The sequence below is a fragment of the Pseudomonas zanjanensis genome, from assembly GCF_014268745.2.
In the GTDB taxonomy this organism is placed as follows: domain Bacteria; phylum Pseudomonadota; class Gammaproteobacteria; order Pseudomonadales; family Pseudomonadaceae; genus Aquipseudomonas; species Aquipseudomonas zanjanensis.
This window is the reverse complement of record NZ_JABWRB020000001.1, coordinates 705,940-728,695: the sequence shown is the minus strand read 5'-3', so window position 1 is coordinate 728,695 and position 22,756 is coordinate 705,940. Positions and strand designations below refer to the sequence as shown.

At 59.5% G+C, this 22,756-nt stretch carries 19 protein-coding genes; 5 read left to right on the top strand and 14 right to left on the bottom strand.

From position 1 onward, the window contains the following. Positions 1-42: 42 nt before the first annotated feature. The 13 genes from tviB to mtnA all read right to left on the bottom strand — a co-directional run bounded on the left by tviB (position 43) and on the right by mtnA (position 16,484). On the bottom strand, positions 43-1,326 hold the full coding sequence (gene tviB, locus HU715_RS03405) for a Vi polysaccharide biosynthesis UDP-N-acetylglucosamine C-6 dehydrogenase TviB (protein ID WP_225917542.1): 1,284 nt from the start codon (positions 1,324-1,326) through the stop codon (positions 43-45). Positions 1,327-1,491: 165 nt separating this feature from the next. Further along, positions 1,492-2,541: an LPS O-antigen chain length determinant protein WzzB gene (locus HU715_RS03400; RefSeq protein WP_186704724.1), complete on the bottom strand. Its 1,050-nt coding sequence runs from the start codon at positions 2,539-2,541 to the stop codon at positions 1,492-1,494. Positions 2,542-2,722: 181 nt separating this feature from the next. After that, on the bottom strand, positions 2,723-2,947 hold the full coding sequence (locus tag HU715_RS03395; RefSeq protein WP_186704723.1) for a LapA family protein: 225 nt from the start codon (positions 2,945-2,947) through the stop codon (positions 2,723-2,725). Between the two features lie 26 nt (positions 2,948-2,973). Continuing rightward, positions 2,974-3,270, bottom strand: a complete 297-nt coding sequence (ihfB, locus tag HU715_RS03390; protein WP_003199243.1) for an integration host factor subunit beta — start codon at positions 3,268-3,270, stop codon at positions 2,974-2,976. A gap of 145 nt (positions 3,271-3,415) precedes the next feature. Next, a complete protein-coding gene (locus tag HU715_RS03385) occupies positions 3,416-3,694 on the bottom strand; it encodes a hypothetical protein (protein WP_186704722.1) in 279 nt (92 codons plus the stop codon). A 267-nt stretch (positions 3,695-3,961) separates the two neighbouring features. Continuing rightward, entirely contained in the window at positions 3,962-5,650 is a 1,689-nt protein-coding gene (rpsA, locus tag HU715_RS03380; protein WP_186704721.1) for a 30S ribosomal protein S1, read from the bottom strand. Positions 5,651-5,769: 119 nt separating this feature from the next. Then, positions 5,770-6,459, bottom strand: coding sequence for a (d)CMP kinase (cmk, locus tag HU715_RS03375; protein ID WP_003183882.1), 690 nt, complete (start codon positions 6,457-6,459; stop codon positions 5,770-5,772). Next, positions 6,456-8,663 carry a bifunctional prephenate dehydrogenase/3-phosphoshikimate 1-carboxyvinyltransferase gene (locus tag HU715_RS03370; protein WP_186704720.1) on the bottom strand — a complete coding sequence of 736 codons (2,208 nt, stop codon included), beginning with the start codon at positions 8,661-8,663 and terminating at the stop codon, positions 6,456-6,458. Before HU715_RS03370 ends, cmk begins: the two co-directional genes overlap by 4 nt. 28 nt (positions 8,664-8,691) lie before the next feature. Then, entirely contained in the window at positions 8,692-9,804 is a 1,113-nt protein-coding gene (gene hisC / locus HU715_RS03365; protein ID WP_186704719.1) for a histidinol-phosphate transaminase, read from the bottom strand. A 13-nt stretch (positions 9,805-9,817) separates the two neighbouring features. Then, a complete protein-coding gene (pheA, locus tag HU715_RS03360; protein ID WP_003199233.1) occupies positions 9,818-10,912 on the bottom strand; it encodes a prephenate dehydratase in 1,095 nt (364 codons plus the stop codon). After that, positions 10,912-11,997 carry a 3-phosphoserine/phosphohydroxythreonine transaminase gene (gene serC / locus HU715_RS03355; RefSeq protein ID WP_186704718.1) on the bottom strand — a complete coding sequence of 362 codons (1,086 nt, stop codon included), beginning with the start codon at positions 11,995-11,997 and terminating at the stop codon, positions 10,912-10,914. Before serC ends, pheA begins: the two co-directional genes overlap by 1 nt. Before the next feature lie 302 nt (positions 11,998-12,299). Then, entirely contained in the window at positions 12,300-14,963 is a 2,664-nt protein-coding gene (gyrA, locus tag HU715_RS03350) for a DNA gyrase subunit A (RefSeq protein ID WP_186704717.1), read from the bottom strand. Positions 14,964-15,407: 444 nt separating this feature from the next. Beyond that, a complete protein-coding gene (gene mtnA / locus HU715_RS03345) occupies positions 15,408-16,484 on the bottom strand; it encodes an S-methyl-5-thioribose-1-phosphate isomerase (protein ID WP_186704716.1) in 1,077 nt (358 codons plus the stop codon). Between the two features lie 106 nt (positions 16,485-16,590). On the opposite strand from mtnA, the gene HU715_RS03340 reads away from it, so the two are divergent. The 5 genes from HU715_RS03340 to HU715_RS03320 all read left to right on the top strand — a co-directional run bounded on the left by HU715_RS03340 (position 16,591) and on the right by HU715_RS03320 (position 21,568). After that, positions 16,591-17,922 (top strand): TRZ/ATZ family hydrolase, encoded by a 1,332-nt coding sequence (locus HU715_RS03340; RefSeq protein ID WP_186704715.1) that lies wholly within the window; start codon positions 16,591-16,593, stop codon positions 17,920-17,922. A gap of 61 nt (positions 17,923-17,983) precedes the next feature. After that, positions 17,984-18,682, top strand: a complete 699-nt coding sequence (gene ubiG / locus HU715_RS03335) for a bifunctional 2-polyprenyl-6-hydroxyphenol methylase/3-demethylubiquinol 3-O-methyltransferase UbiG (protein ID WP_063322361.1) — start codon at positions 17,984-17,986, stop codon at positions 18,680-18,682. 4 nt (positions 18,683-18,686) lie between these two features. Further along, entirely contained in the window at positions 18,687-19,358 is a 672-nt protein-coding gene (mupP, locus tag HU715_RS03330; RefSeq protein WP_186704714.1) for an N-acetylmuramic acid 6-phosphate phosphatase MupP, read from the top strand. 189 nt (positions 19,359-19,547) lie between these two features. After that, positions 19,548-20,288, top strand: a complete 741-nt coding sequence (locus HU715_RS03325) for a YciK family oxidoreductase (protein WP_186704713.1) — start codon at positions 19,548-19,550, stop codon at positions 20,286-20,288. Between the two features lie 353 nt (positions 20,289-20,641). Beyond that, a complete protein-coding gene (locus tag HU715_RS03320; RefSeq protein WP_186704712.1) occupies positions 20,642-21,568 on the top strand; it encodes a GGDEF domain-containing protein in 927 nt (308 codons plus the stop codon). A gap of 408 nt (positions 21,569-21,976) precedes the next feature. On the opposite strand, the gene HU715_RS03315 is transcribed toward HU715_RS03320, so the two are convergent. Next, positions 21,977-22,747 carry an iron-containing redox enzyme family protein gene (locus HU715_RS03315; RefSeq protein ID WP_189656065.1) on the bottom strand — a complete coding sequence of 257 codons (771 nt, stop codon included), beginning with the start codon at positions 22,745-22,747 and terminating at the stop codon, positions 21,977-21,979. Between the last annotated feature and the right edge of the window lie 9 nt (positions 22,748-22,756).

The window sequence follows — 22,756 nt, the reverse complement described above, 5'->3', positions numbered from 1 at the left end:
ACGACCTCCAAATTCATTCTGCAAAACAATAGACACGTATAATTAAAGTCGGATATCCGACTCATCATTATCAAGCAGATATTTAAGGTCATAAAGCACGTGATTTGCCTTGCCTAATGAGCGAATGTGACGAGGCCCCATATCGGCAAACTGAGAGTGCGCGACAGCCAGAACAATTGCGTCATACGAATCTGGGGCGGGCGTGGAAAGCAGCTTAATTCCATACTCATGCTCTGCCTCCTCAGCCGCTGCCCATGGATCAAAAACGTCGACAACGATATTATAGTCAGCCAACTCACTAATGATGTCGATAACTCGCGTATTTCTTAAATCCGGGCAGTTCTCTTTAAACGTAAGCCCCATTATCAATACTCGCGCACCGTCCACGTGTATGCGTTTCTTAACCATCGCCTTCACGAGTTGGGAAACGACGTATTCTCCCATGCTGTCATTAAGGCGCCGGCCGGCCAGGATAATCTCCGGATGGTACCCGATGGACTGTGCTTTGTGCGTCAGATAGTAAGGATCTACGCCAATACAGTGACCGCCCACCAAACCTGGACGAAACGGTAAAAAGTTCCACTTGGTTCCTGCGGCTTTCAGGACAGACTCCGTGTCAATGCCCAGCTTATTAAAAATAATCGCCAACTCATTGATTAGCGCGATGTTCAGATCTCGCTGAGTATTCTCGATGACTTTAGCAGCTTCAGCGACTTTTATTGAGCTGGCTTTATGTGTTCCAGCAATGATAATTTTTTTATACAGATTATCAATTTTGGTGGCCACTTCCGGCGTGGAGCCCGACGTCACTTTCTTGATCGTGGTGACACGATGCTCTTTATCGCCTGGATTGATCCTTTCAGGACTATATCCAACGTAGAAATCCGAATTAAATTTCAGGCCTGATACACGCTCTAAAACTGGGACGCAATCCTCTTCGGTTGCCCCGGGATACACGGTTGACTCGTAAATTACTACGTCACCTTTTTTTAACACACTCCCAATAGTCTCAGATGCCTTCAACAACGGAGTCAAATCCGGATTGTTATACTGATCTATGGGCGTTGGAACGGTCACTATGAAGATATTGCAATTACTAAGTTTCTCCACACTGGTGGAGAACTGCAGATTCTTAGCTTCGCCCAGCTCTTGCTCACTGACTTCAAGCGTCGAATCTCGACCTCCACTCAGCTCTTCAATCCTACGCTCACTGATATCGAAACCCAAAACGGAATAGTGCTTGCCAAACTCCACGGCAAGAGGCAGCCCCACGTAACCCAAGCCTACGATTCCAAGTTTTACACTTTCAAAGTTTTGATTATTCAATTTCATATCCACTTTAAATTGGTAGTTAGCGCAGCATTGAAATCTACCACTGTAGAATAATAGTCACTGCCGACTGAATATATACGAGCGCAATCTCCAGAACACTCGACCCGCACCGTCGCTGAGGGGCGCTTACACTATGTCCAGCCCCCTTATGAACAACGCTTAAACCAGATTCTTGTCACTTCGACTGAACAAGATACGAAGCAACGCGACAGAACAGCCTAGCAAAACGCCACCTATCACACCCAAGAGCAGGATCAGCATCTTCTTCGGCTTGATGGGACTCTCCGGCAGCTCTACTGTGCCGTCTTGGCGGTAGACTGAGATGCTCTCAGGATCGATGTTCAATTTGCTATAAAAATAGTATCGCATCTGAAGCGATCGCAAATCAGGAATAAACGCATCATCGGAAGAGCGTGCCTGCAGCGCGTCTACCTCCGCAGACAACGCTTTACTACCCCTTTGATAATCCAGCTTGTTTCCTGTTTCGACCGTAATATCAACCGCAGCCGTAGAATTCACGCTGGGTGTCGTGAGACCAATTGCCTGGGCGATATTTAAGGCTTCACGTAGCTGCTGTACCCGATCCTCTCGAATGCGCTGGGCGTTTTCCCGCAAGCTGATAATCCGCTGTTCCAGATTCCGTGCCCTAACCGACGCTTCTGCCGTTACGTTCTTGATAAGCTCAGATTCGGCCGCTTCGCTGGCGAGCTTCACATACGTTTTGGCCCACTCTGTGGCGCGAACGGGATCTTCGTTTTTCACAGCGACTAAATAACGATCCGGAGAATCCTTACCGGGCTGCTTGATGACCAGTTCGCGTGAAAAACGCACGTAGACCTGGTCGAGCGCCCCTTCTCGCTGCGATTCGCTCAATGATGGAAGGTAAACCTCGTTGAAAAACCTCTGACGAAGTGATTCTGCTTGTAAGTTACGAGCAAAAACTTCGTAGACGTGGTCTATGGAGTAGATGTCGAGCTCGCTACTTTTACCCCTGCCATAGTTGAGCTCAGCTATACCATTCTGAGTAGGCGGCATGATAAAAAGCTTGGCTTCATAGACAGGCTTACTGAGAAACGCATAAAGACCCGCGCCAACAGCAACCAAAAGAGTGACACCCAAAATCAACCCTTTCTGAGCCCAGAGGCCCCGGACCAGCTCGATCAGATCAATTTCGTCATCGCGACGCGCATCAATACGATCATTTTGCATGGAAAGCCTCGCTTGGCATCGCGTTCGCGTACACACCAAACGCATTAAAAGGCAAGACGGGCAAAGCCGCGTCGGACACAGCGGCACACTGAGCTAGATTAAATACGAACAAAACGCACCCAAAGTCAGAAAAAATTGTAGACAGTGATCCTTACCAAGACCCCTGGGCTCACACATCCATTTATTTCGATCGCCTACGCGCCCCCATGAACCACGCGAGCAACGGGCCAACCATCATACCAGCGAGAAGTGACACTAGCACGCAAACTGAAACAGGAAGTTGCGGTGATGACCAGCCCAGAAACAGCAATGCGACCGACTGGTTGTTTTCAAGCACAAACAGGACGACTGCCGAGGCCACGAGCAGCGCAAGTACAACAAGGGCCAGGCGTTTAAAGCTCCGCATGAGAACTCCTTTGTCTTAGCGCTCCGTCAGAGCTCATCCCCCTCCTCCTCATTCACCCGATCCCTAAGCTCTTTGCCTGGCTTGAAATGAGGAACAAATTTTCCATCAAGGCTGACGGACTGGCCGGTCTTTGGATTGCGACCTACCCGCGGGGCGCGGTAATGCAGAGAAAAGCTGCCGAAACCACGGATTTCAATACGATCACCCGTAGCCAGGCACTGGGACATTTGTTCAAGCATGGTCTTGATAGCCAGCTCCACATCCTTGGATGAGAGTAGCCCTTGATGGGTGACAATTCGTTCGATCAACTCCGACTTCGTCATATTTTTCCCTTCTTTTTCAAGCAGCTAGGAAAATCGCTTGAAAAGGTTTTAGCATGACCGGAGGGATTTGAACAGCCCAAGTATTGACATTCTTCTTTGCTCCCTTGTCGCTTCTTTCCATGCAGGCCCAGGAGTTTTTCTCAAACTATCGACAGATGAGCAACATCGTGCGAGTCAGATAGCCAGCCGGATTAAAACCAAAGGGGTATTGATCGTTATCCTTCGCGTCGTCGGATCGGGTAATGACCTTGTAGCCTGCGCCCTTGCACTCTCTTGCGGCTCTCTTATGGCACTTCTCCCAGCCAGAGCCCAACCCTGAACAGTCGACTTCAATACCGCTGACACCACGCACTGCGTGGGTCTTGGCACTTGTGGTGCAACCTGCCAATGTCAGTATTGCGAAGATCAGGATGAGTCTGTTCATTCATCTCCTTAAATATCTATCGCTCGACTGGGTGGTGCCTGATCTGGCGCTATCGCGAGCAGGCTCGCTCCCACATTGCTCAGGGGGAACCATGACATCTGTGGTCCAACCTTGATAGATGGCTGATACGCTTAAAGAAAGAGACAGCTGGGCTTGGAGGTTGGTTTCGCGACTGGAGAAAGATCGCAGCCTTCGGCAGCTCCTACAAGGAATCGAGCCCACAAAAAAGGGCGACCGAAGTCGCCCTTTTTCATGGTCTGACAGAACTTAGTTCTGTTTTTCCATCTGTGCACGCAGCAGGTCGCCCAGAGTGGTAGGACCAGGAGCATCAGTAGCTGGCTTCTCGCGCAGGCTCTGGATTGCTTCTTTCTCTTCAGCATCGTCTTTCGACTTGATGGAGAGCTGGATTACGCGGCTCTTGCGGTCAACGCTGATGATCTTGGCTTCTACTTCTTCGCCTTCTTTCAGAACGTTGCGCGCGTCTTCAACGCGGTCACGGCTGATTTCGGAGGCTTTCAGAGTCGCTTCGATATCGTCGGCCAGAGTGATGATGGCGCCTTTGGCGTCAACTTCTTTCACGATGCCCTTAACGATTGCGCCTTTGTCGTTCTCTTGAACGTACTCGGAGAACGGATCGCTTTCCAGTTGCTTGATACCCAGGGAGATACGCTCGCGCTCTGGGTCAACCGACAGGATAACGGTGTCCAGCTCGTCGCCCTTCTTGAAACGGCGTACGGCTTCTTCGCCCACTTCGTTCCAGGAGATGTCGGACAGGTGAACCAGGCCGTCGATGCCGCCGTCCAGACCAATGAAGATACCGAAATCGGTGATCGACTTGATGGTGCCGGAGATTTTATCGCCCTTGTTGAACTGGCCAGAGAAGTCTTCCCATGGGTTGGACTTGCACTGCTTGATGCCGAGGGAGATACGACGACGCTCTTCGTCGATGTCCAGAACCATGACTTCCACTTCGTCGCCGACTTGTACGACTTTCGAAGGGTGGATGTTCTTGTTGGTCCAGTCCATTTCGGAAACGTGTACCAGGCCTTCAACGCCTTCTTCCAGCTCAGCGAAGCAGCCGTAGTCGGTGAGGTTGGTAACACGAGCGGTGACGCGGGTGCCTTCTGGGTAACGGGCTTTGATAGCGACCCATGGATCTTCACCCAGTTGCTTGAGGCCCAGGGAAACACGATTGCGCTCGCGATCGTACTTCAGAACCTTGACATCGATCTCGTCGCCAACGTTGACGATTTCCGAAGGATGCTTGATACGCTTCCAGGCCATGTCGGTGATGTGCAGCAGGCCATCGACGCCACCCAGATCGACGAATGCGCCGTAATCGGTGAGGTTCTTGACGATACCCTTGACCTGCTGGCCTTCCTGCAGCGATTCCAGCAGAGCTTCACGCTCGGCGGAGTTCTCGGCTTCCAGGACGCTGCGACGGGAAACGACAACGTTGTTGCGCTTCTGGTCCAGCTTGATGACCTTGAATTCCAGCTCTTTGCCTTCCAGGTGCGTGGTGTCGCGCACTGGACGGACGTCAACCAGGGAACCTGGCAGGAACGCACGGATGCCGTTAACGTCGACAGTGAAGCCGCCTTTAACCTTACCGTTGATAACGCCCTTGACCACTTCCTCAGCTGCGAAGGCCGCTTCCAGAACGATCCAGCATTCAGCACGCTTGGCTTTCTCACGGGACAGCTTGGTTTCACCAAAGCCATCTTCAACCGAGTCCAGCGCAACGTGAACTTCGTCACCGACGTTGATGTTCAGTTCGCCAGCGTCGTTGTAGAACTGCTCAAGCGGGATCAGCGCTTCAGACTTCAGACCAGCGTGAACGGTTACCCAGCGAGCTTGGTAATCGATATCAACGATAACGCCGGTGATGATGGAGCCTGCCTGAAGGTTCAGGGTTTTCAAGCTTTCTTCAAAGAGTTCCGCAAAGCTTTCGCTCATTTTAATTCCTGTTGATTAGGGCGAAGTAAACGCCCATCTCCACACCCCAGACGGTGTGGGTTAGTTTCATATAAAAGAAGCGCCGCAGGACTATGACTGGTCCCCTGCGGAGCTTCCTGTCACCCGGCGATATCGCGAAGCGCGATCTCGCTCATGATGCGTTGCAACACCTGATCGATGGACAACTCCGTGGAATCCAGCTGTATCGCATCGGCCGCCGGCTTTAGCGGGGCTACTGCGCGCTGGGTGTCACGCTCATCGCGTGCACGGATCTCATCTAGCAGACTCGACAGACTAACATCCTCGCCTTTGCCCTTCAACTGCAAATATCGGCGGCGCGCCCGTTCCTCGGCGCTGGCAGTCAGGAAAATCTTCAGCGGCGCGTCGGGGAACACCACCGTGCCCATGTCGCGGCCATCGGCCACCAGCCCTGGCGGCTCCTGGAATGCACGCTGGCGTTGCAGCAAGGCTTCGCGCACCGCCGGCAGCGCGGCGACCTGGGAGGCACCGGCGCCCACGCTTTCGGTACGGATGACGTCGCTGACTTCGTCGCCTTCCAGAATAATGCGCTGGAGCTGACCGTCGGTCGCCGCGATGAATTGCACATCCAGATGAGCGGCCAGCGCCTTGAGCAATTCCTCGTTGGTCAGGTCGACGCCATGGTTGGCGGCGGCGAACGCCAACAGACGGTACAAGGCGCCCGAATCGAGCAGGTTCCAGCCCAACTGCCTGGCCAGGATCCCGGCGACGGTGCCCTTGCCCGAACCGCTTGGGCCATCGATGGTGATGACCGGTGCCTTGATGTTCACGACTGTGCCTCTTGTGCTACTCGGATACCGACCTGCGCGCACAGCGCCAGGAAGTTCGGGAACGACGTCGCGACGTTGGCGCAGTCATGGATGCGAATCGGCGCACTGGCGCGCAAAGACGCAACACTGAAGGCCATGGCGATGCGGTGATCACCGTGACCATGGACTTCGCCGCCGCCAATCTGGCCGCCGTCGATAATGATGCCATCCGGGGTTGGCTGGCACTTGACGCCCAGGGCGAGCAAGCCGTCAGCCATCACCTGGATGCGATCCGATTCCTTGACCCGCAGCTCCTCGGCACCCGTCAATACGGTGCGCCCTTCTGCACAGGCGGCCGCCACGAACAACACCGGGAACTCGTCGATGGCCAGCGGAACCAGCGCCTCCGGAATCTCGATACCCTTGAGTTTAGCCGCTCGTACGCGCAGGTCAGCTACCGGCTCGCCACCCACTTCACGCTGGTTTTCCAAGGTGATGTCGGCGCCCATCAGGCGCAGGATGTCGATCACGCCGGTACGGGTCGGGTTGATGCCAACGTGCTCCAGAACCAGGTCGGAGCCTTCGGCGATCGAGGCGGCCACCAGGAAAAACGCCGACGACGAGATGTCGCCCGGCACTTCGATGTGGGTCGCAGTCAGCTTGCTGCCAGACTCGACGGACGCCGTGGCGCCATCGACCGTGACCGGGTAGCCGAAGCCGCGCAGCATGCGCTCGGTGTGGTCGCGGGTCGGGGCCGGTTCGGTGACGGTGGTCTTGCCTTCGGCGTAGAGACCCGCCAGCAGCAGGCAGGATTTCACCTGGGCGCTGGCCATTGGCATGGTGTAGGTCAAGCCCTTGAGCTTGTTGCCACCACGAATGATCATCGGCGGACGACCCTCGGCGGCCGTCTCGATGACTGCGCCCATTTCCCGCAACGGGTTGGCCACCCGATTCATCGGACGCTTGGACAGCGAAGCATCACCGGTCAGGGTGCTGTCGAAGTCCTGGGCGGCCAGCAGGCCGGACAACAGGCGCATCGAGGTCCCGGAGTTGCCCAGGTAGATCGGCCCTGGAGCAGGCTTGAGGCCGTGCAGGCCGACACCATGGATGGTCACGCGACCGTGGTGCGGGCCTTCGATGACCACGCCCATGTCGCGAAACGCTTGCAGCGTCGCCAGGGCGTCTTCGCCCTCGAGGAAGCCTTCCACCTCGGTCACGCCTTCGGCCAGGGAGCCGAGCATGATCGAACGGTGGGAAATCGATTTATCGCCCGGTACACGAATACGCCCACTCAGGGAGCCACCAGGTTGTGCCAGGAAAATCAGATCGTTGGAGTTCATAGCGTCCACATAGGCCCGACGGGCCAGGATTTTACTGAAATGCTCGCGGGCCACCCTGGCGCGTGTGAAAACGCCCAGCAATTGGTGCCCGTCCCCTGCATCGACCGCGTCGCGCAAGGCGTCGAGGTCGCTGCGAAATGTATCGAGTGTGCGCAAGACAGCTTCGCGGTTGGCGAGGAAGATGTCGTGCCACATGACCGGGTCGCTTCCGGCGATTCTCGTGAAATCGCGGAAACCGCCGGCAGCGTAACGGAAGATCTCAAGATTTTCATTGCGTTTGGCCAATGAATCCACCAGGCCGAACGCCAACAGGTGCGGCAAATGGCTCGTGGCCGCCAACACTTCATCGTGACGCTCGACCTGCATGTGCTCGACATCGGCACCCAATTCGCGCCACAAACGGTCCACTACGGCGAGCGCGGCCGGATCGGTCTGGTCCAGTGGCGTGAGGATCACCTTGTGACGACGAAACAGTTCGGCGTTGGAGGCTTCCACCCCGCTCTGCTCGGAACCGGCAATTGGATGACCGGGCACGAAACGCGCCGGCATCCCGCCAAAAGCCTCGGTGGCTGCATGCACCACGTTGCCCTTGGCACTGCCGACGTCGGTCAGGATCGCTTGCCCCAGGTTCATGGTTGCCAGGCGCGCCAGCAATTTTTCCATGGCCAGGATCGGCACCGCCAGCTGGATCACATCCGCGCCTTGGCATGCGATTGCCAAGTCATCTTCGCAGCGATCAACCACGCCCAGCTCCACGGCCAGCTTGCGCGACTGCGGATCCAGGTCGACACCGACCACTTCACGGCACAAGCCGCTTTCACGCAAGCCCTTGGCAAACGAGCCGCCGATCAACCCCAGGCCGACTACCACCAGGCGACCGATCATAGGGACAGCAGGTTGCAGTGAAGTGACATCAACCACGAACCAGGACCTTGCTCAACGCCTCGAGGAAACGGCTGTTTTCCGCCGGCAGGCCAATGGTGATGCGCAGATGGTTCGGCATGCCGTAATTGGCCACCGGACGCACGATCACACCTTCGCGCAACAGCCCCTGGTACACCGGCGCGGCGACGCGCCCCAGGTCGACACAGATGAAGTTGCCTTTCGAGGGAATCCAGCCCAAGCCCAGTTCACGCAGGCCTGCTTCCAACTGCTCCATGCCGGCCGCGTTCAGGCGACGGCTTTCAGCCAGGTAGGCTTCATCCTGCAACGCGGCACAGGCGGCGGCCAGGGCGAAGCTGTTGACGTTGAACGGCTGGCGCACGCGGTTCAGCACATCGGCCACCACCGCAGTGGACAGGCCGTAGCCGACCCGCAGCGAAGCCAAGCCGTAGGCTTTGGAGAACGTACGCGATACCAGCAGGTTCGGGTAGGCCGCGAGGAAATCCAGGCCATCGGGCAAATCGCTGCCTTCGGCGTATTCGATGTAGGCCTCGTCCAGCACCACCAGCACATGCGCGGGCACGTCCTGGAGGAAGTCATCCAGGGCCTGGGCATCGAACCAGGTGCCGGTCGGGTTGTTCGGGTTAGCGATGAAGACCACGCGGGTATTGGCGTCGATGGCCGCCAACATGGCCGGCAGGTCGTGCCCCCACTCCTTGGCCGGAACCACATGGGCATCCGCGCCGACGGCCTGGGTCGCGATCGGATAGACCGCGAACGCGTGCTCGCTGAATACAGCGTTGAGACCTGGCGCCAGATACGCCCGCGCCACCAATTCAAGAATGTCGTTGGAGCCGTTGCCCAGGGTCACCTGGTTCAGCTCGACACCGCAACGCTCGGCCAGCAGGCTTTTCAACGCAAAGCCATTGCCATCGGGATAGCGGGTCAGCTCGGCCAGTTCGTCGCGGATTGCCGCCAGCGCCTTGGGGCTCGCGCCCAGCGGGTTTTCGTTGCTCGCCAACTTGACGATGCTGGCCGGATCCAGGTCCAGCTCGCGGGCCAGTTCGTCCACGGGTTTGCCCGGAACGTAAGGCGAGAGTTGTTGCACGCCTGGCTGAGCCAGAGCGAGGAAGTTGCCACTCATTTGCTATCCGCCCTTAAAGAACTGCCTTGGGGTAGGAACCCAGCACCTTGAGTGCCACTGCTTCCTGACTGATTTTTTCCAGCACACCTTTTACCAGCGGATCGCGGTGATGGCCGACAAAATCGATGAAGAACACGTAGGTCCATTTACCGCTACGCGACGGACGGGTCTCGATCCGCGTCAGGTCGATACCGTTGTCGTGGAACGGCACCAGCAACTCATGGAGCGCGCCCGGCTTGTTGCTCATGGAGACGATGATCGATGTCTTGTCGTCGCCGGTCGGCGGCACTTCCTGGCTACCGATCATCAGGAACCGCGTGGAGTTGTCCGGGCGATCCTCGATTTTCTCGGCCAGGCGCGTCAGCCCGTAGAGGCCGGCCGCCATGTCGCCGGCAATCGCCGCCGAGTTCCACTCGCCCTTGACCCGCTTGGCCGCCTCGGCGTTGCTCGAGACCGCCACGCGCTCGACGTTCGGGTAATGAGCGTCCAGCCACTTGCGGCACTGGGCCAACGACTGAGCGTGGGAATAGATCCGGCTGATGCTGTCGGTCTTGGTGTTCTCGCCCACCAGCAGGTGATGGTGGATGCGCAGCTCGACTTCGCCGCAGATCACCATGTCGTGTTCGAGGAAGCTGTCCAGCGTGTGGTTGACCGCACCTTCGGTGGAGTTCTCCACCGGCACCACGCCAAAATTCACCGCGCCGGCGGCGACTTCACGGAACACTTCATCGATGGCCGCCATCGGCTTGCTGATCACCGCGTGACCGAAGTGTTTCATGGCCGCAGCCTGGGTGAACGTGCCTTCCGGCCCCAGGTAGGCGACTTTCAGCGGCTGCTCGAGGGCCAGGCACGAGGACATGATTTCGCGGAACAAGCGCGCCATCTCTTCGTTGCCCAGCGGCCCCTTGTTGCGCTCCATGACACGCTTGAGCACCTGGGCTTCACGCTCGGGGCGATAGAACACCGGCACTTCGCCTTCAGCCAGGGAGGCCATCTTCACCCGGGCGACTTCCTGGGCGCAGCGCGCGCGCTCGCTGATCAGCTCCAGGACCTTTTCGTCCAGGGCGTCGATGCGCAGGCGCAGCGCCTTGAGTTCTTGCTCAGACATCAGCCATGTTCCTTCTCGAACTCTGCCATGTAGGCGATCAGCGCATTGACGGCGTTGATGTCGACGGCGTTGTAGATGGAGGCGCGCATGCCACCGACCGAACGGTGGCCCTTGAGGTTCAGCAGGCCGCGCTCGTCGGCACCGGCCAGGAACGGCTTGTCGAGACGGTCGTCGGCCAGGCGGAACGGCACGTTCATCCATGAGCGATCGGTCTTGTTGATCGGGTTGCTGTAGAGGCCGCTGGCATCGATGAAGTCATACAGTGTGCGCTGCTTCACTTCGTTGAGCTTGCCAATGGCTTCGACACCACCCTGCTCTTTCAGCCATTCGAACACCAGGCCGGACAGGTACCAGGCCAGGGTCGGCGGGGTGTTGTACATCGAGCCGTTGTCGGCCGCGACCTTGTAGTTGAGCATGGTCGGGCACAGGGAACGGGCGCGCCCCAGCAGGTCTTCGCGAATGATGGCGACCAGGATGCCACTTGGGCCGATGTTCTTCTGGGCACCGGCGTAGATCATGCCGAAACGGGAGATATCCACAGGGCGCGAGAGAATATCCGAAGACATGTCGGCCACCAATGGCACGTCGCCGGTTTCCGGGATCCAGTTGAATTCCAGGCCGCCAATGGTTTCGTTCGGCGCGTAGTGAACATAGGCCGCGTCCTTGGACAGCTTCCACTCGTTCTGGCCGGGAATGGCGAAATAGTCGTAGGGCTTGGCGGTGGCCGCCACGTTGACGTGACCGTAGCGCGACGCTTCTTCGATGGCTTTCTGCGACCAGATGCCGGTGTCGATATAGTCGGCGCTGCCGTTTTCCGGCAACAGGTTCAACGGGATCTGGGCGAACTGCTGGCTGGCGCCGCCCTGCAGGAACAGCACTTTGTAGTTGGACGGGATGTTCAGCAGATCACGCAGGTCCTGCTCTGCCTTGGTGGCAATGGACACGAACTCATCGCTGCGATGGCTCATTTCCATGACCGACAGGCCCTTGCCGTGCCAGTCGAGGAGTTCACCCTGGGCACGTTTCAGGACCGCTTCAGGAAGCGCCGCCGGGCCGGCACAGAAGTTATAGGCTCTCTTGCTCACATCCAATCTCGCTCTGATCTGGTGGTCACTTAAATCTTTTGATCCGCACCGCTCCCACAGGGGTTACCGCTCATTCAAGGCATGGATGAATCCGTGGCGAGGGAGCTTGCTCCCGCTTGAGTGCGAAGCGCTCACAAAAGGAGGGGCCGCTGCGCGGCCCAGCGGGAGCAAGCTCCCTCGCCACAATGAATCAAACAAGCCTCAAGAGAGGGGCAGCATCCTTGGGACTGTGCAGTGTCGCAAATTTTCAAACAGAACAAACAACAAGGGGGCGAATCTTCATCCGCCCCCTGTGTGTCCGCTTAGTCCTGCGGTTCTTCTTCGTCTGCGGCAGCGTCGAGCGGTTGGTCGCCGACAGCATCGTCGACATCGGCGCCGAGGGTGCCGTCGAGCGCCACGCCGTCTTCGCCTTCCAGCTCCTCGCCTTCGACTTCCGACGGCTCCTGGACCCGCTCGAGCCCGACCAGCGTTTCGTCGCTGGCCAGCTTGATCAGCGTCACGCCCTGGGTGTTACGACCCAGGCTCGACACTTCGTCGACCCGCGTACGCACCAGCGTGCCCTGGTCGGAAATCAACATGATCTCCTCGCCGTCGAGCACCTGCACGGCGCCGACCAGGCGACCGTTACGCTCGTTGCTGACCATGGCGATCACGCCCTGGCCGCCACGCTTGTACTCGGGGAACTCGCTGATGGCCGTGCGCTTGCCATAACCACGGGCCGAAGCGGTGAGGATCTGGCTGCCTTCTTCAGGGATCAGCATGGAAATCAGCTTCTGCCCTTCCGGCAGGCGCATACCACGGACACCGCGGGCGGTACGGCCCATCGCGCGAACGTCGGATTCCTTGAAGCGGGTGACCTTGCCGCCGTCGGAGAACAGCATGACCTCACGCTCGCCGTCGGTGATGGCGGCGGAAATCAGCACGTCGCCTTCGTCCAGCTCCAGGGCGATCAGGCCGACGCTGCGCTGGCGACTGAAGGATTCCAGCGGGGTCTTCTTCACAGTGCCGTTGGCGGTCGCCATGAAGATGTAGTGACCTTCGGTGTATTCCTCCACCGGCAGCATGGTGGTGATGTATTCACCATCGTCCAGCGGCAACAGGTTGACCAGCGGACGACCGCGTGCGGCACGGGAGGCTTCCGGGATCTCGTAGGTCTTGAGCCAGTACACCTTGCCTTTGCTGGAGAACAGCAGCAGCGTGGTGTGGCTGTTGGCGACCAGCAGGTGAGCGATGTAGTCCTCGTCCTTGACGCCGGTCGCCGACTTGCCTTTGCCGCCGCGACGCTGGGCCTGGTAGGCGGCCAGCGGCTGGGTCTTGGCGTAGCCGCCGTGGGAAATAGTCACCACGCGCTCTTCTTCCGGGATCATGTCACCCAGGGTCAGGTCCAGGCGCGCATCGAGGATCTCGGTGCGGCGCACGTCGCCGTATTCGGCGCGGATCACTTCCAGTTCTTCGCGGATCACTTCCATCAGGCGCGTGGCGCTGTTGAGGATGCGGATCAGCTCGCCGATCTGGTTGAGGATCTCCTGGTACTCGGCCAGCAGCTTCTCGTGCTCCAGGCCGGTCAGGCGGTGCAGGCGCAGTTCCAGGATGGCTTGCGCCTGTTCCGGGGACAGGAAGTACTTGCCTTCGCGCAGGCCGTATTGCGGATCGAGGTTTTCCGGACGGCAGGAATCGGCGCCGGCACGCTCGACCATGGCCACCACCGCGGAGGATTCCCAAGGCGTGCTGACCAGCGCTTCCTTGGCTTCCGACGGCGTTGGCGAGGCCTTGATCAAGGCGATCACCGGGTCGATGTTCGACAAGGCAACGGCTTGGCCTTCGAGAATGTGGCCACGCTCACGCGCCTTGCGCAGCTCGAATACGGTACGGCGGGTGACCACTTCGCGGCGGTGACGGACGAAGGCTTCCAGCAGGTCCTTGAGGTTCAGGATCCGCGGACGGCCGTCGATCAGCGCAACGATGTTGATGCCGAACACGCTTTGCAGCTGGGTCTGGGCGTAGAGGTTGTTGAGGATCACCTCAGGCACTTCGCCACGGCGCAGCTCGATCACGACGCGCATGCCGTCCTTGTCGGACTCGTCACGCAGCTCGGTGATGCCTTCGAGCTTCTTCTCTTTCACCAGCTCGGCGATCTTCTCGATCAGGCGGGCCTTGTTCAGCTGGTATGGCAGTTCGGTGATGACGATCTGCTGGCGACCACCGACCTTGTCGATGTCCTCGACAGTCGAGCGGGCGCGCATGTAAATGCGGCCACGGCCGGTGCGGTAGGCTTCGATGATGCCGGCGCGACCGTTGATGATCGCGGCGGTCGGGAAGTCCGGACCAGGGATGTATTGCATCAGCTCATCGACGGTCAGCTCGGGATTGTCGATGAGGGCCAGGCAACCGTCGATGACTTCACCGAGGTTGTGCGGCGGGATGTTGGTCGCCATGCCCACGGCGATACCGCTGGAGCCGTTGACGAGCAGGTTCGGGATACGGGTCGGCATGACCGCCGGGATCATTTCGGTGCCGTCGTAGTTCGGCACCCAGTCCACGGTTTCCTTGTGCAGGTCGGCCAGCAGCTCGTGGGCCAGCTTGGTCATGCGCACTTCGGTGTATCGCATGGCCGCGGCGTTGTCGCCGTCCACGGAACCGAAGTTGCCCTGGCCGTCTACCAGCAGGTAGCGCAGGGAGAATGGCTGCGCCATACGAACGATGGTGTCGTACACGGCAGTGTCGCCGTGGGGGTGATACTTACCGATCACGTCGCCGACGACACGGGCGGATTTCTTGTACGGCTTGTTGAAGTCGTTGCCCAGCTCGCTCATCGCGAACAGCACGCGCCGGTGCACGGGCTTCAAGCCATCGCGCGCATCCGGCAGCGCCCGCCCGACGATTACGCTCATCGCGTAGTCGAGGTAGGACTGTTTCAGCTCGTCTTCGATATTGACCGGGAGGATTTCTTTGGCCAGTTCGCCCATGAGAAGCCTGATTCCTTTTTCTGGTGAAACCTCGTCACATCCAGATGGGACGAACGAAGCTCGCCGCTGCAGAACAAGTGCCATGCAGCGACTTACGACAAATCAACGAGTTATGCCATGGATCTGCGCAGTAAAGACCACCTCGCGAGGCGGCCTTGGAAACCGCCGGATGTTATCACAAGAGCCGCCACGCACCTATCCCCCAGATGCGCATGGTGCGTAGTTAGTTGACCGGTGACAGGCTGATATGGGATCAGAGGGGCTTAGAAGCACTGCGGATGGAGAATCAGGGCGTAAATGCAAGGAATTTGTTGCCTTAAAGGCCTATTCGCGAGCAAGCCCGCTCCCACAGGGGATTTTTGTACGCCTGATATGTCAGCTCAACACATTCCACTGTGGGAGCGGGCTTGCTCGCGAAGGCAATGGATCAGGCAGCCCCAATCTTCAATGCAACCGCTTGCGGCACATCAACTGCGCCAGCTTCGCGGTGTCCGGACGCTCGATGATGCCCTTCTCGGTCACAATCACATCGATCAAATCCGCCGGCGTGACATCGAATACCGGGTTGAAGGCGTCGATATCCGCGCCGAGCCCCTTGCCACCGACTTCCAGCAGTTCGCGCCTGTCGCGCTCTTCCATCGGAATGTCGTCACCGCTGGCCAGGCTCAGGTCGACGATCGAACTCGGCGCCACCACCATGAAGCGCACGCCATGGTGCATGGCACAGACTGCCAGCTGATAAGTGCCGATCTTGTTCGCCACGTCACCATTGGCGGCGATGCAATCGGCACCGACGACCACCCAAGTCACTCCCTTGGTTTTCATGATGTGGGCAGCGGCCGAGTCGGCGTTGAGGGTCACCGGAATGCCCTCACGAGCCAATTCCCACGCCGTCAGGCGCGAACCTTGCAGCCACGGCCGGGTTTCGTCGGCATAGACGCGCTCCACCATGCCTTCGATATAGGCACCCCGGATGACCCCCAAGGCCGTGCCGAAACCGCCGGTGGCCAGGGCGCCGGTGTTGCAGTGGGTGAGGATGGCCTGGGCGTTGCCCTGGTGCTTGCGGATCAGGTCGACACCCAGCTGGGCCATGGTCAGGTTGGCTTCGCGATCACTCTCGTGGATGGCGATGGCTTCGGCCTCTAATACCGCCAGCGGCTCGGCATGCCCTTTCAAGCGCCCCAGCCGGTCACGCATCCGATCCAGCGCCCAGAACAGGTTCGCCGCCGTCGGCCGGGCCTCGGTCAGCAAGGCAAAATCGGCCTCCAGCGCCGCCTGCCAATCGCCGCCCTCGGCCATCCTGGCCCGCGCCGCCAGCACAACGCCATACGCCGCGCTGATGCCGATGACCGGCGCGCCGCGCACGACCATCGAGCCAATAGCCTCGGCCACGTCGGCGACACGGGTGCAGGCGATCCAGTTCTCCTCGAACGGCAGGCTACGCTGGTCCAGCAGGTACAGGACGCCATCACGCCAATCGATGGCCTTCACCTTCTCCGCAGCCAATAGTCGATCGCGCATCCTTCACCCCGTACTCATGAACAAAAGCCGCCGATTATAGCGATCCCTCCGCGAAGACGCTCGGGTATACTTCGCCATCCTTTATACCCCATGGAACCGTTCCACGATGCCCAAGCCTGCCGTTGCGCTCGACTTATTATTGCTGCCGACCTGGTTGGTGCCTGTCGAACCCGCCGGTGTAGTGCTCAAGGATCATGGCCTGGGCATCCGCGACGGCTGCATCGTGTTCATCGGCCCACGGGCAGAAGCCCTGAAATGTGACGCAACCGAAGTCCGTGAGCTACCCGGCATGCTGCTCAGCCCCGGTCTGGTCAACGCCCACGGCCACGCGGCCATGACCTTGTTCCGTGGCTTGGCCGACGACCTGCCCTTGATGACCTGGCTGGAACAGCACATCTGGCCGGCCGAGGCCAAATGGGTCGATGAGGATTTCGTGCGCGACGGCACCGACCTGGCGATCGCCGAACAGATCAAGGGCGGCATCACCTGCTTCTCCGACATGTATTTCTACCCCAAGATCGCCAGCGAGCGCGTCCACGACAGCGGGATTCGCGCGCAAATCGCCATTCCGGTCCTCGACTTCCCGATCCCCGGTGCCGCCAGCGCCGACGACGCCATTCGTCAGGGCATCGAATTATTTGGCGACCTCAAGCACCACCCGCGGATCAAAGTCGCATTCGGCCCGCACGCCCCTTACACGGTGGGCGATGAGAACCTGGAGAAAATCCGCGTGATCGCCGAGGAACTGGACGCGGCCATTCATATGCACGTTCACGAAACCGCCTTCGAAGTGCAGCAGGCTGTGGATAACACCGGTGAGCGACCGATGGCTCGCCTCGGGCGCCTGGGCCTGCTGGGGCCACGCTTCCAAGCCGTGCACATGACTCAAATCAGCGACGAAGACCAGGCCTTGCTGGTAGAAAGCAATTGCAGCGTGATCCACTGCCCGGAGTCGAACCTGAAGCTGGCCAGCGGTTTCTGTCCGGTGGAACGCCTGTGGCAGGCCGGCGTCAATGTCGCCCTTGGCACCGATGGCGCGGCGAGCAACAACGACCTTGACCTGCTCGGCGAAACCCGCACCGCCGCCCTGCTGGCCAAGGCCGTCGCCGGTTCGGCCACGGCCCTGGATGCCCATCGGGCCCTGCGCATGGCCACGCTCAATGGCGCCCGGGCGCTGGGCATCGAAACGACCGTCGGCTCCCTGGAAGTCGGCAAGGCCGCCGACCTGGTGGCTTTCGATTTGTCGGGCCTGGCCCAGCAACCGATCTACGACCCGGTGTCGCAGTTGATTTATGCCACCGGTCGCGATTGCGTCAGACACCTGTGGGTAGGCGGCAAGCCGTTATTGGAGGATGGCCGGCTGACCCGGATGGACGAACCGACACTGATCGCCACGGCCCAGGCCTGGGGTCGCCGCATCAGCGGCCACAACGAATGACCACGCCCCTTGAGCCACGGCTCGGGGCACCTGATTTTTCAAGCTTTTCGAGGATCTGCACATGAGCAACGTCGACCACGCCGAAATCGCCAAATTCGAAGCCCTGGCCCATCGCTGGTGGGACCGTGAAAGCGAATTCAAACCGCTGCACGACATCAACCCGCTGCGGGTCAACTGGATTGACGAACGGGTCAACCTGGCCGGCAAGAAAGTCCTCGACGTCGGTTGCGGCGGCGGCATCCTCAGCGAAGCCATGGCCCAGCGCGGTGCAACGGTGATGGGGATCGACATGGGCGAAGCCCCGCTGGCGGTGGCGCAACTGCATCAGTTGGAATCCGGCGTCAGCGTGGAATACCGGCAGATCACCGCCGAAGCCCTGGCCGAAGAAATGCCCGGCCAATTCGACGTGGTCACCTGCCTGGAAATGCTCGAGCACGTGCCAGACCCGTCCTCGGTCATCCGCGCCTGCTTCCGCATGGTCAAGCCGGGTGGGCAGGTGTTCTTCTCCACCATCAACCGCAACCCAAAGGCCTACCTGTTCGCCATCATCGGTGCCGAATACATCATGAAGCTGTTGCCACGGGGCACCCACGACTTCAAGAAATTCATCCGCCCTTCCGAACTGGGCGCTTGGAGCCGCGCGGCCGGGCTGACGGTCAAGGACATCATCGGCCTGACCTACAACCCGCTGACCAAGCACTACAAGCTGGCCGCCGACGTTGACGTCAACTACATGATCCAGACCTTGCGCGAGGAATAAGTCGATGCGTCTCAAAGCGGTTCTCTTCGACATGGACGGCACGCTGCTCGACACCGCGCCAGACTTCATCGCCATCTGCCAGGCCATGCGCGCCGACCGTGGCTTGCCACCGATGAACACCCAGCACATACGCGACGAGATTTCCGGCGGCGCCCGGGCGATGGTCGCGGTGACCTTTTCCATGGACCCGGAATCACCGGGGTTCGAGGAACTGCGCCAGGAATTCCTCGACCGCTACCTCAAGGGGTGCGCGGTCCACAGCCACCTGTTCGACGGCATGGCCGAGGTGCTGGCCGATATCGAAGCGGCCAACCTGATCTGGGGCGTGGTCACCAACAAGCCGGTGCGTTTCGCCGAACCGATCATGCAGCAACTGGGCCTGGCCGAGCGCTCGAAAGTGTTGATCTGCCCTGACCACGTGAAAAACAGCAAGCCGGACCCGGAACCGCTGACCCTGGCGTGCAAAATGCTCGACCTGGACCCGGCCAGCGTGCTGTTCGTGGGCGATGACCTGCGGGACATCGAGTCCGGCCGCAGCGCCGGCACCAAGACCTGCGCGGTGACCTATGGCTACATTCACCCGGACGACAACCCCAAGCATTGGGGCGCGGATGTGGTGATCGATCACCCATTGGCCCTGCGTGAAGTGCTGGATAACGCGCTGTGCAGTTGCTGAGCTGATGTCGCTTTTGTGGCGAGGGTGCTTGCTCCCGTCCGGCGGCGAAGCCGTCGCCTGGGGACCGCTTCGCGGTCCAGCGGGAGCAAGCTCCCTCGCCACAAAAGCTCACCAAGCTCACCAAGCTCACTGGCCATGACTGCTCTGCACAAACGGTAACGTGCCGCTTTATTTTGTTGAGGTTTTTTTATGTTTGATTATTCCGCCCGCCCCGATCTGCTCAATGGCCGGGTGATCCTGGTCACCGGCGCCGGTCGCGGGATCGGTGCCGCTGCTGCGAAAGCCTACGCCGCCCACGGTGCCACCGTCCTGCTGCTGGGCAAGACCGAAGCCAACCTGACCCAGGTCTACGATGAAATCGAAGCGGCCGGTCACCCGCAGCCGGCGGTGATCCCGTTCAACCTCGAAACCGCCCTGCCGCATCAATACGATGAACTGGCGGCGATGATCGAAACCGAGTTCGGTCACCTGGACGGCCTGCTGCACAACGCCTCGATCATCGGCCCACGTACGCCACTGGAACAGTTGTCCGGTGAGAACTTCATGCGGGTGATGCACGTCAACGTCAATGCGATGTTCATGCTCACCAGCACCTTGCTGCCCCTGCTCAAGCTGTCCAAGGACGCGTCGGTGGTGTTCACGTCCAGCAGCGTCGGCCGCAAGGGCCGGGCCTACTGGGGCGCCTATGGTGTATCCAAATTCGCCACCGAGGGGCTGATGCAGACCCTGGCCGACGAAGTCGATACCGTCGCCCCGGTGCGCGCCAACAGTATCAACCCCGGTGCCACCCGCACCAGCATGCGTGCCCAGGCCTATCCGGGAGAAAACCCGCTCAACAATCCAACGCCCGAAGCGATCATGCCGGTCTACCTGTACCTCATGGGCCCGGACAGCACCGGCGTCAACGGCCAGGCGTTCAACGCGCAATAACGACCCGAGCCGGCGGCGCGACGATTTACCGTCGCGACACCGGCCCTGATCCATGCCAAACCAGGCGAACCGCCAAGCCCACGTCGCCGAAGCTTATCGCGAGCTGTTTTCAATCCATTGATTCCTCATCGGTTTTTACTGAAATGAACCGAATGGCACGACTTTCGCTCTAACCTCTTCAAACATGCCATGTTCGGCAGGTAATGGACGTTGAGACGAGACTTATGCCTGCCATGGAAAGCGGACTAAACTCAAATCAGTTGTCCTACGGGACTGATGGACCAGTACGACGCGCAGCCCAAAGTCGCCACACCCAACCTGCGGGACAGATTTAGCTTAGGGGCTAACGCCATATGAAAACGCCCACCCAGATCAACGCGATCGACTTCGACAGCGCCAAATTGCAGCGCCTGGGCCTGGCCCAGCCATCGCCGCTTGCGGCACGCTCTGTCAGTCTGTCGCAATTGCGCCAACAACTGAGCCAGCAATTGCAGACCAGCCTGGAGCCACAGCGCATCCTGGGCCTGTTTTTCCGCGAAATTCAGCGACTGGTTCCCCTGGATGCGTTGGCCTATCAGCACAAAGCCAGTGACCTGCGCCTGGAGTTCGGGCAACGAGGGCATCACACCCTCAGCTACAACCTCAGCCATGAAGGCGAACAGCTGGGGGAACTGGTATTCCGCCGCAACCAGCGTTTCATCGAGGCGGAACAGAGCGATCTCGAATCCATCATGTCGACGCTGCTGTATCCGCTGCGCAACGCGCTGCTCTACCGCGCCGCCACCCGTAGCGCCCTGCGAGATCCACTGACCGCTACTGGCAACCGCATCGCCATGGACCAGACCCTGATGCGGGAAATCGACATGGCCAAGCGTCATTCGCAGCCCTTGTCAGTGCTGATGCTCGATATCGATCATTTCAAGCGCATCAACGACAACCATGGTCACGGCGTCGGTGACGAAGTGCTCAAGGCCGTGGCCGAGTCGATCAAGGGCCAACTGCGCAACGTGGACATGGTGTTCAGGTTCGGCGGTGAAGAATTTCTGATCCTGCTGGCCAATACCAGCCGGGATGCGGCAGCCATGGTCGGCGAACGGCTGCGTTATGCCGCCCAGGCCCAGGATTACTTCGCCGCTGGCACCCGGATCGAGCTGACCGTCAGCCTGGGCTGCGCCACCCTGCTACCGGGGGAATCCTCGGAGAGCCTGCTGCGCAGGGTCGACAGCGCGCTGTACGTGGCCAAGCGCGAGGGTCGCAATCGACTGGCGATGGCCGGCTGACAAGTATCGGCAGCAAAGAATATCGAAATATCTGTGGGAGCGGGCTTGCTCGCGAAAGCGGTGGGTCAGCCTACGACTATGTTGCATGTGCCAGAGTCTTCGCGAGCAAGCCCGCTCCCACAAGGTTTAAGGCGATTCAAGACAGCGCTCATCCAAAACAACTGTGGGAGCGAGCCTGCTCGCGAAAGCGGCCTAGCAGTCAACCTCCCCGTCGACTGGCAGACCGCTTCGCGAGCAGGCTCGCTCCCACAAGGTCTTGCGGCGATCACAGGCCAGCACTCACCCAAACAACTGTGGGAGCGAGCCTGCTCGCGATAGCGTCCTTGCAGCCAACCTCCCCGTCGACTGTCAGACCGCTTCGCGAGCAGGCTCGCTCCCACAGGTTGTGGCTATCTGTAGTGGTAGTAATCAGCTCCCGGCCAATGCCAGGCGCTCGCGGGGGGATGACGACTTACTCACCGTCTCCGACTGTTCCAGTTGCATGCAACGCTCCAGGAACAGATACATGTAGTCATAGCTCTTGCAAACGGCCTGGCGCAGCTCCGTCTGCAGGGCTTTGCTCGGGTTCATCCCCGCCAGCGTACAGATGATTTCCAAGGCTTCCCAAGGATGGGCATCGTCGTACTGGGCATGCATCTTGAGCCATTTCATGGCCCGCTTGCGGTCTTCCTCGGCGAAGGCGGCCGCATAGACACCGGTGGAACACACCAGCGCCGACCACTCTCCCGTGGCACCCTCGATGGCGTAGTTGGTCGCGGCGATGGCCACGATCAACGCGTCCGAGGAACTGGTGTGCCAGCACCAGTGGCTCAAGGCATGAAGCTCAGGCGGTACCTGCTGGGCCTGCAGGTCTTCCAGGGTCACGCCGTGGGCGGCGCTCCAGTTGACCCAATAATCGGCATGGTTGAGTTCGACACGAATGTTGCGCATCAGCCAGCGACGCGCCATGTCCTCGCCAGGATGGCGGGCAAAGCGGGTCTTGGTGAGGTTCTGTGCCATGTATAAAGCGAACTGTTCAACGACCGGCCAACCACCAATGAGGTAGTGGCGCATGGTCTTGGCGCTGAGCTTGTTGTCGCGCATGCGCTGATACAGTTCGTGTTCGACAACCCGGCGCTTGCTCTCGCTGCAATCGGTAATGAGCTGCTGTGCCCATTTCGGATAGCTTGTGGCGTCCATGAGCGGGCC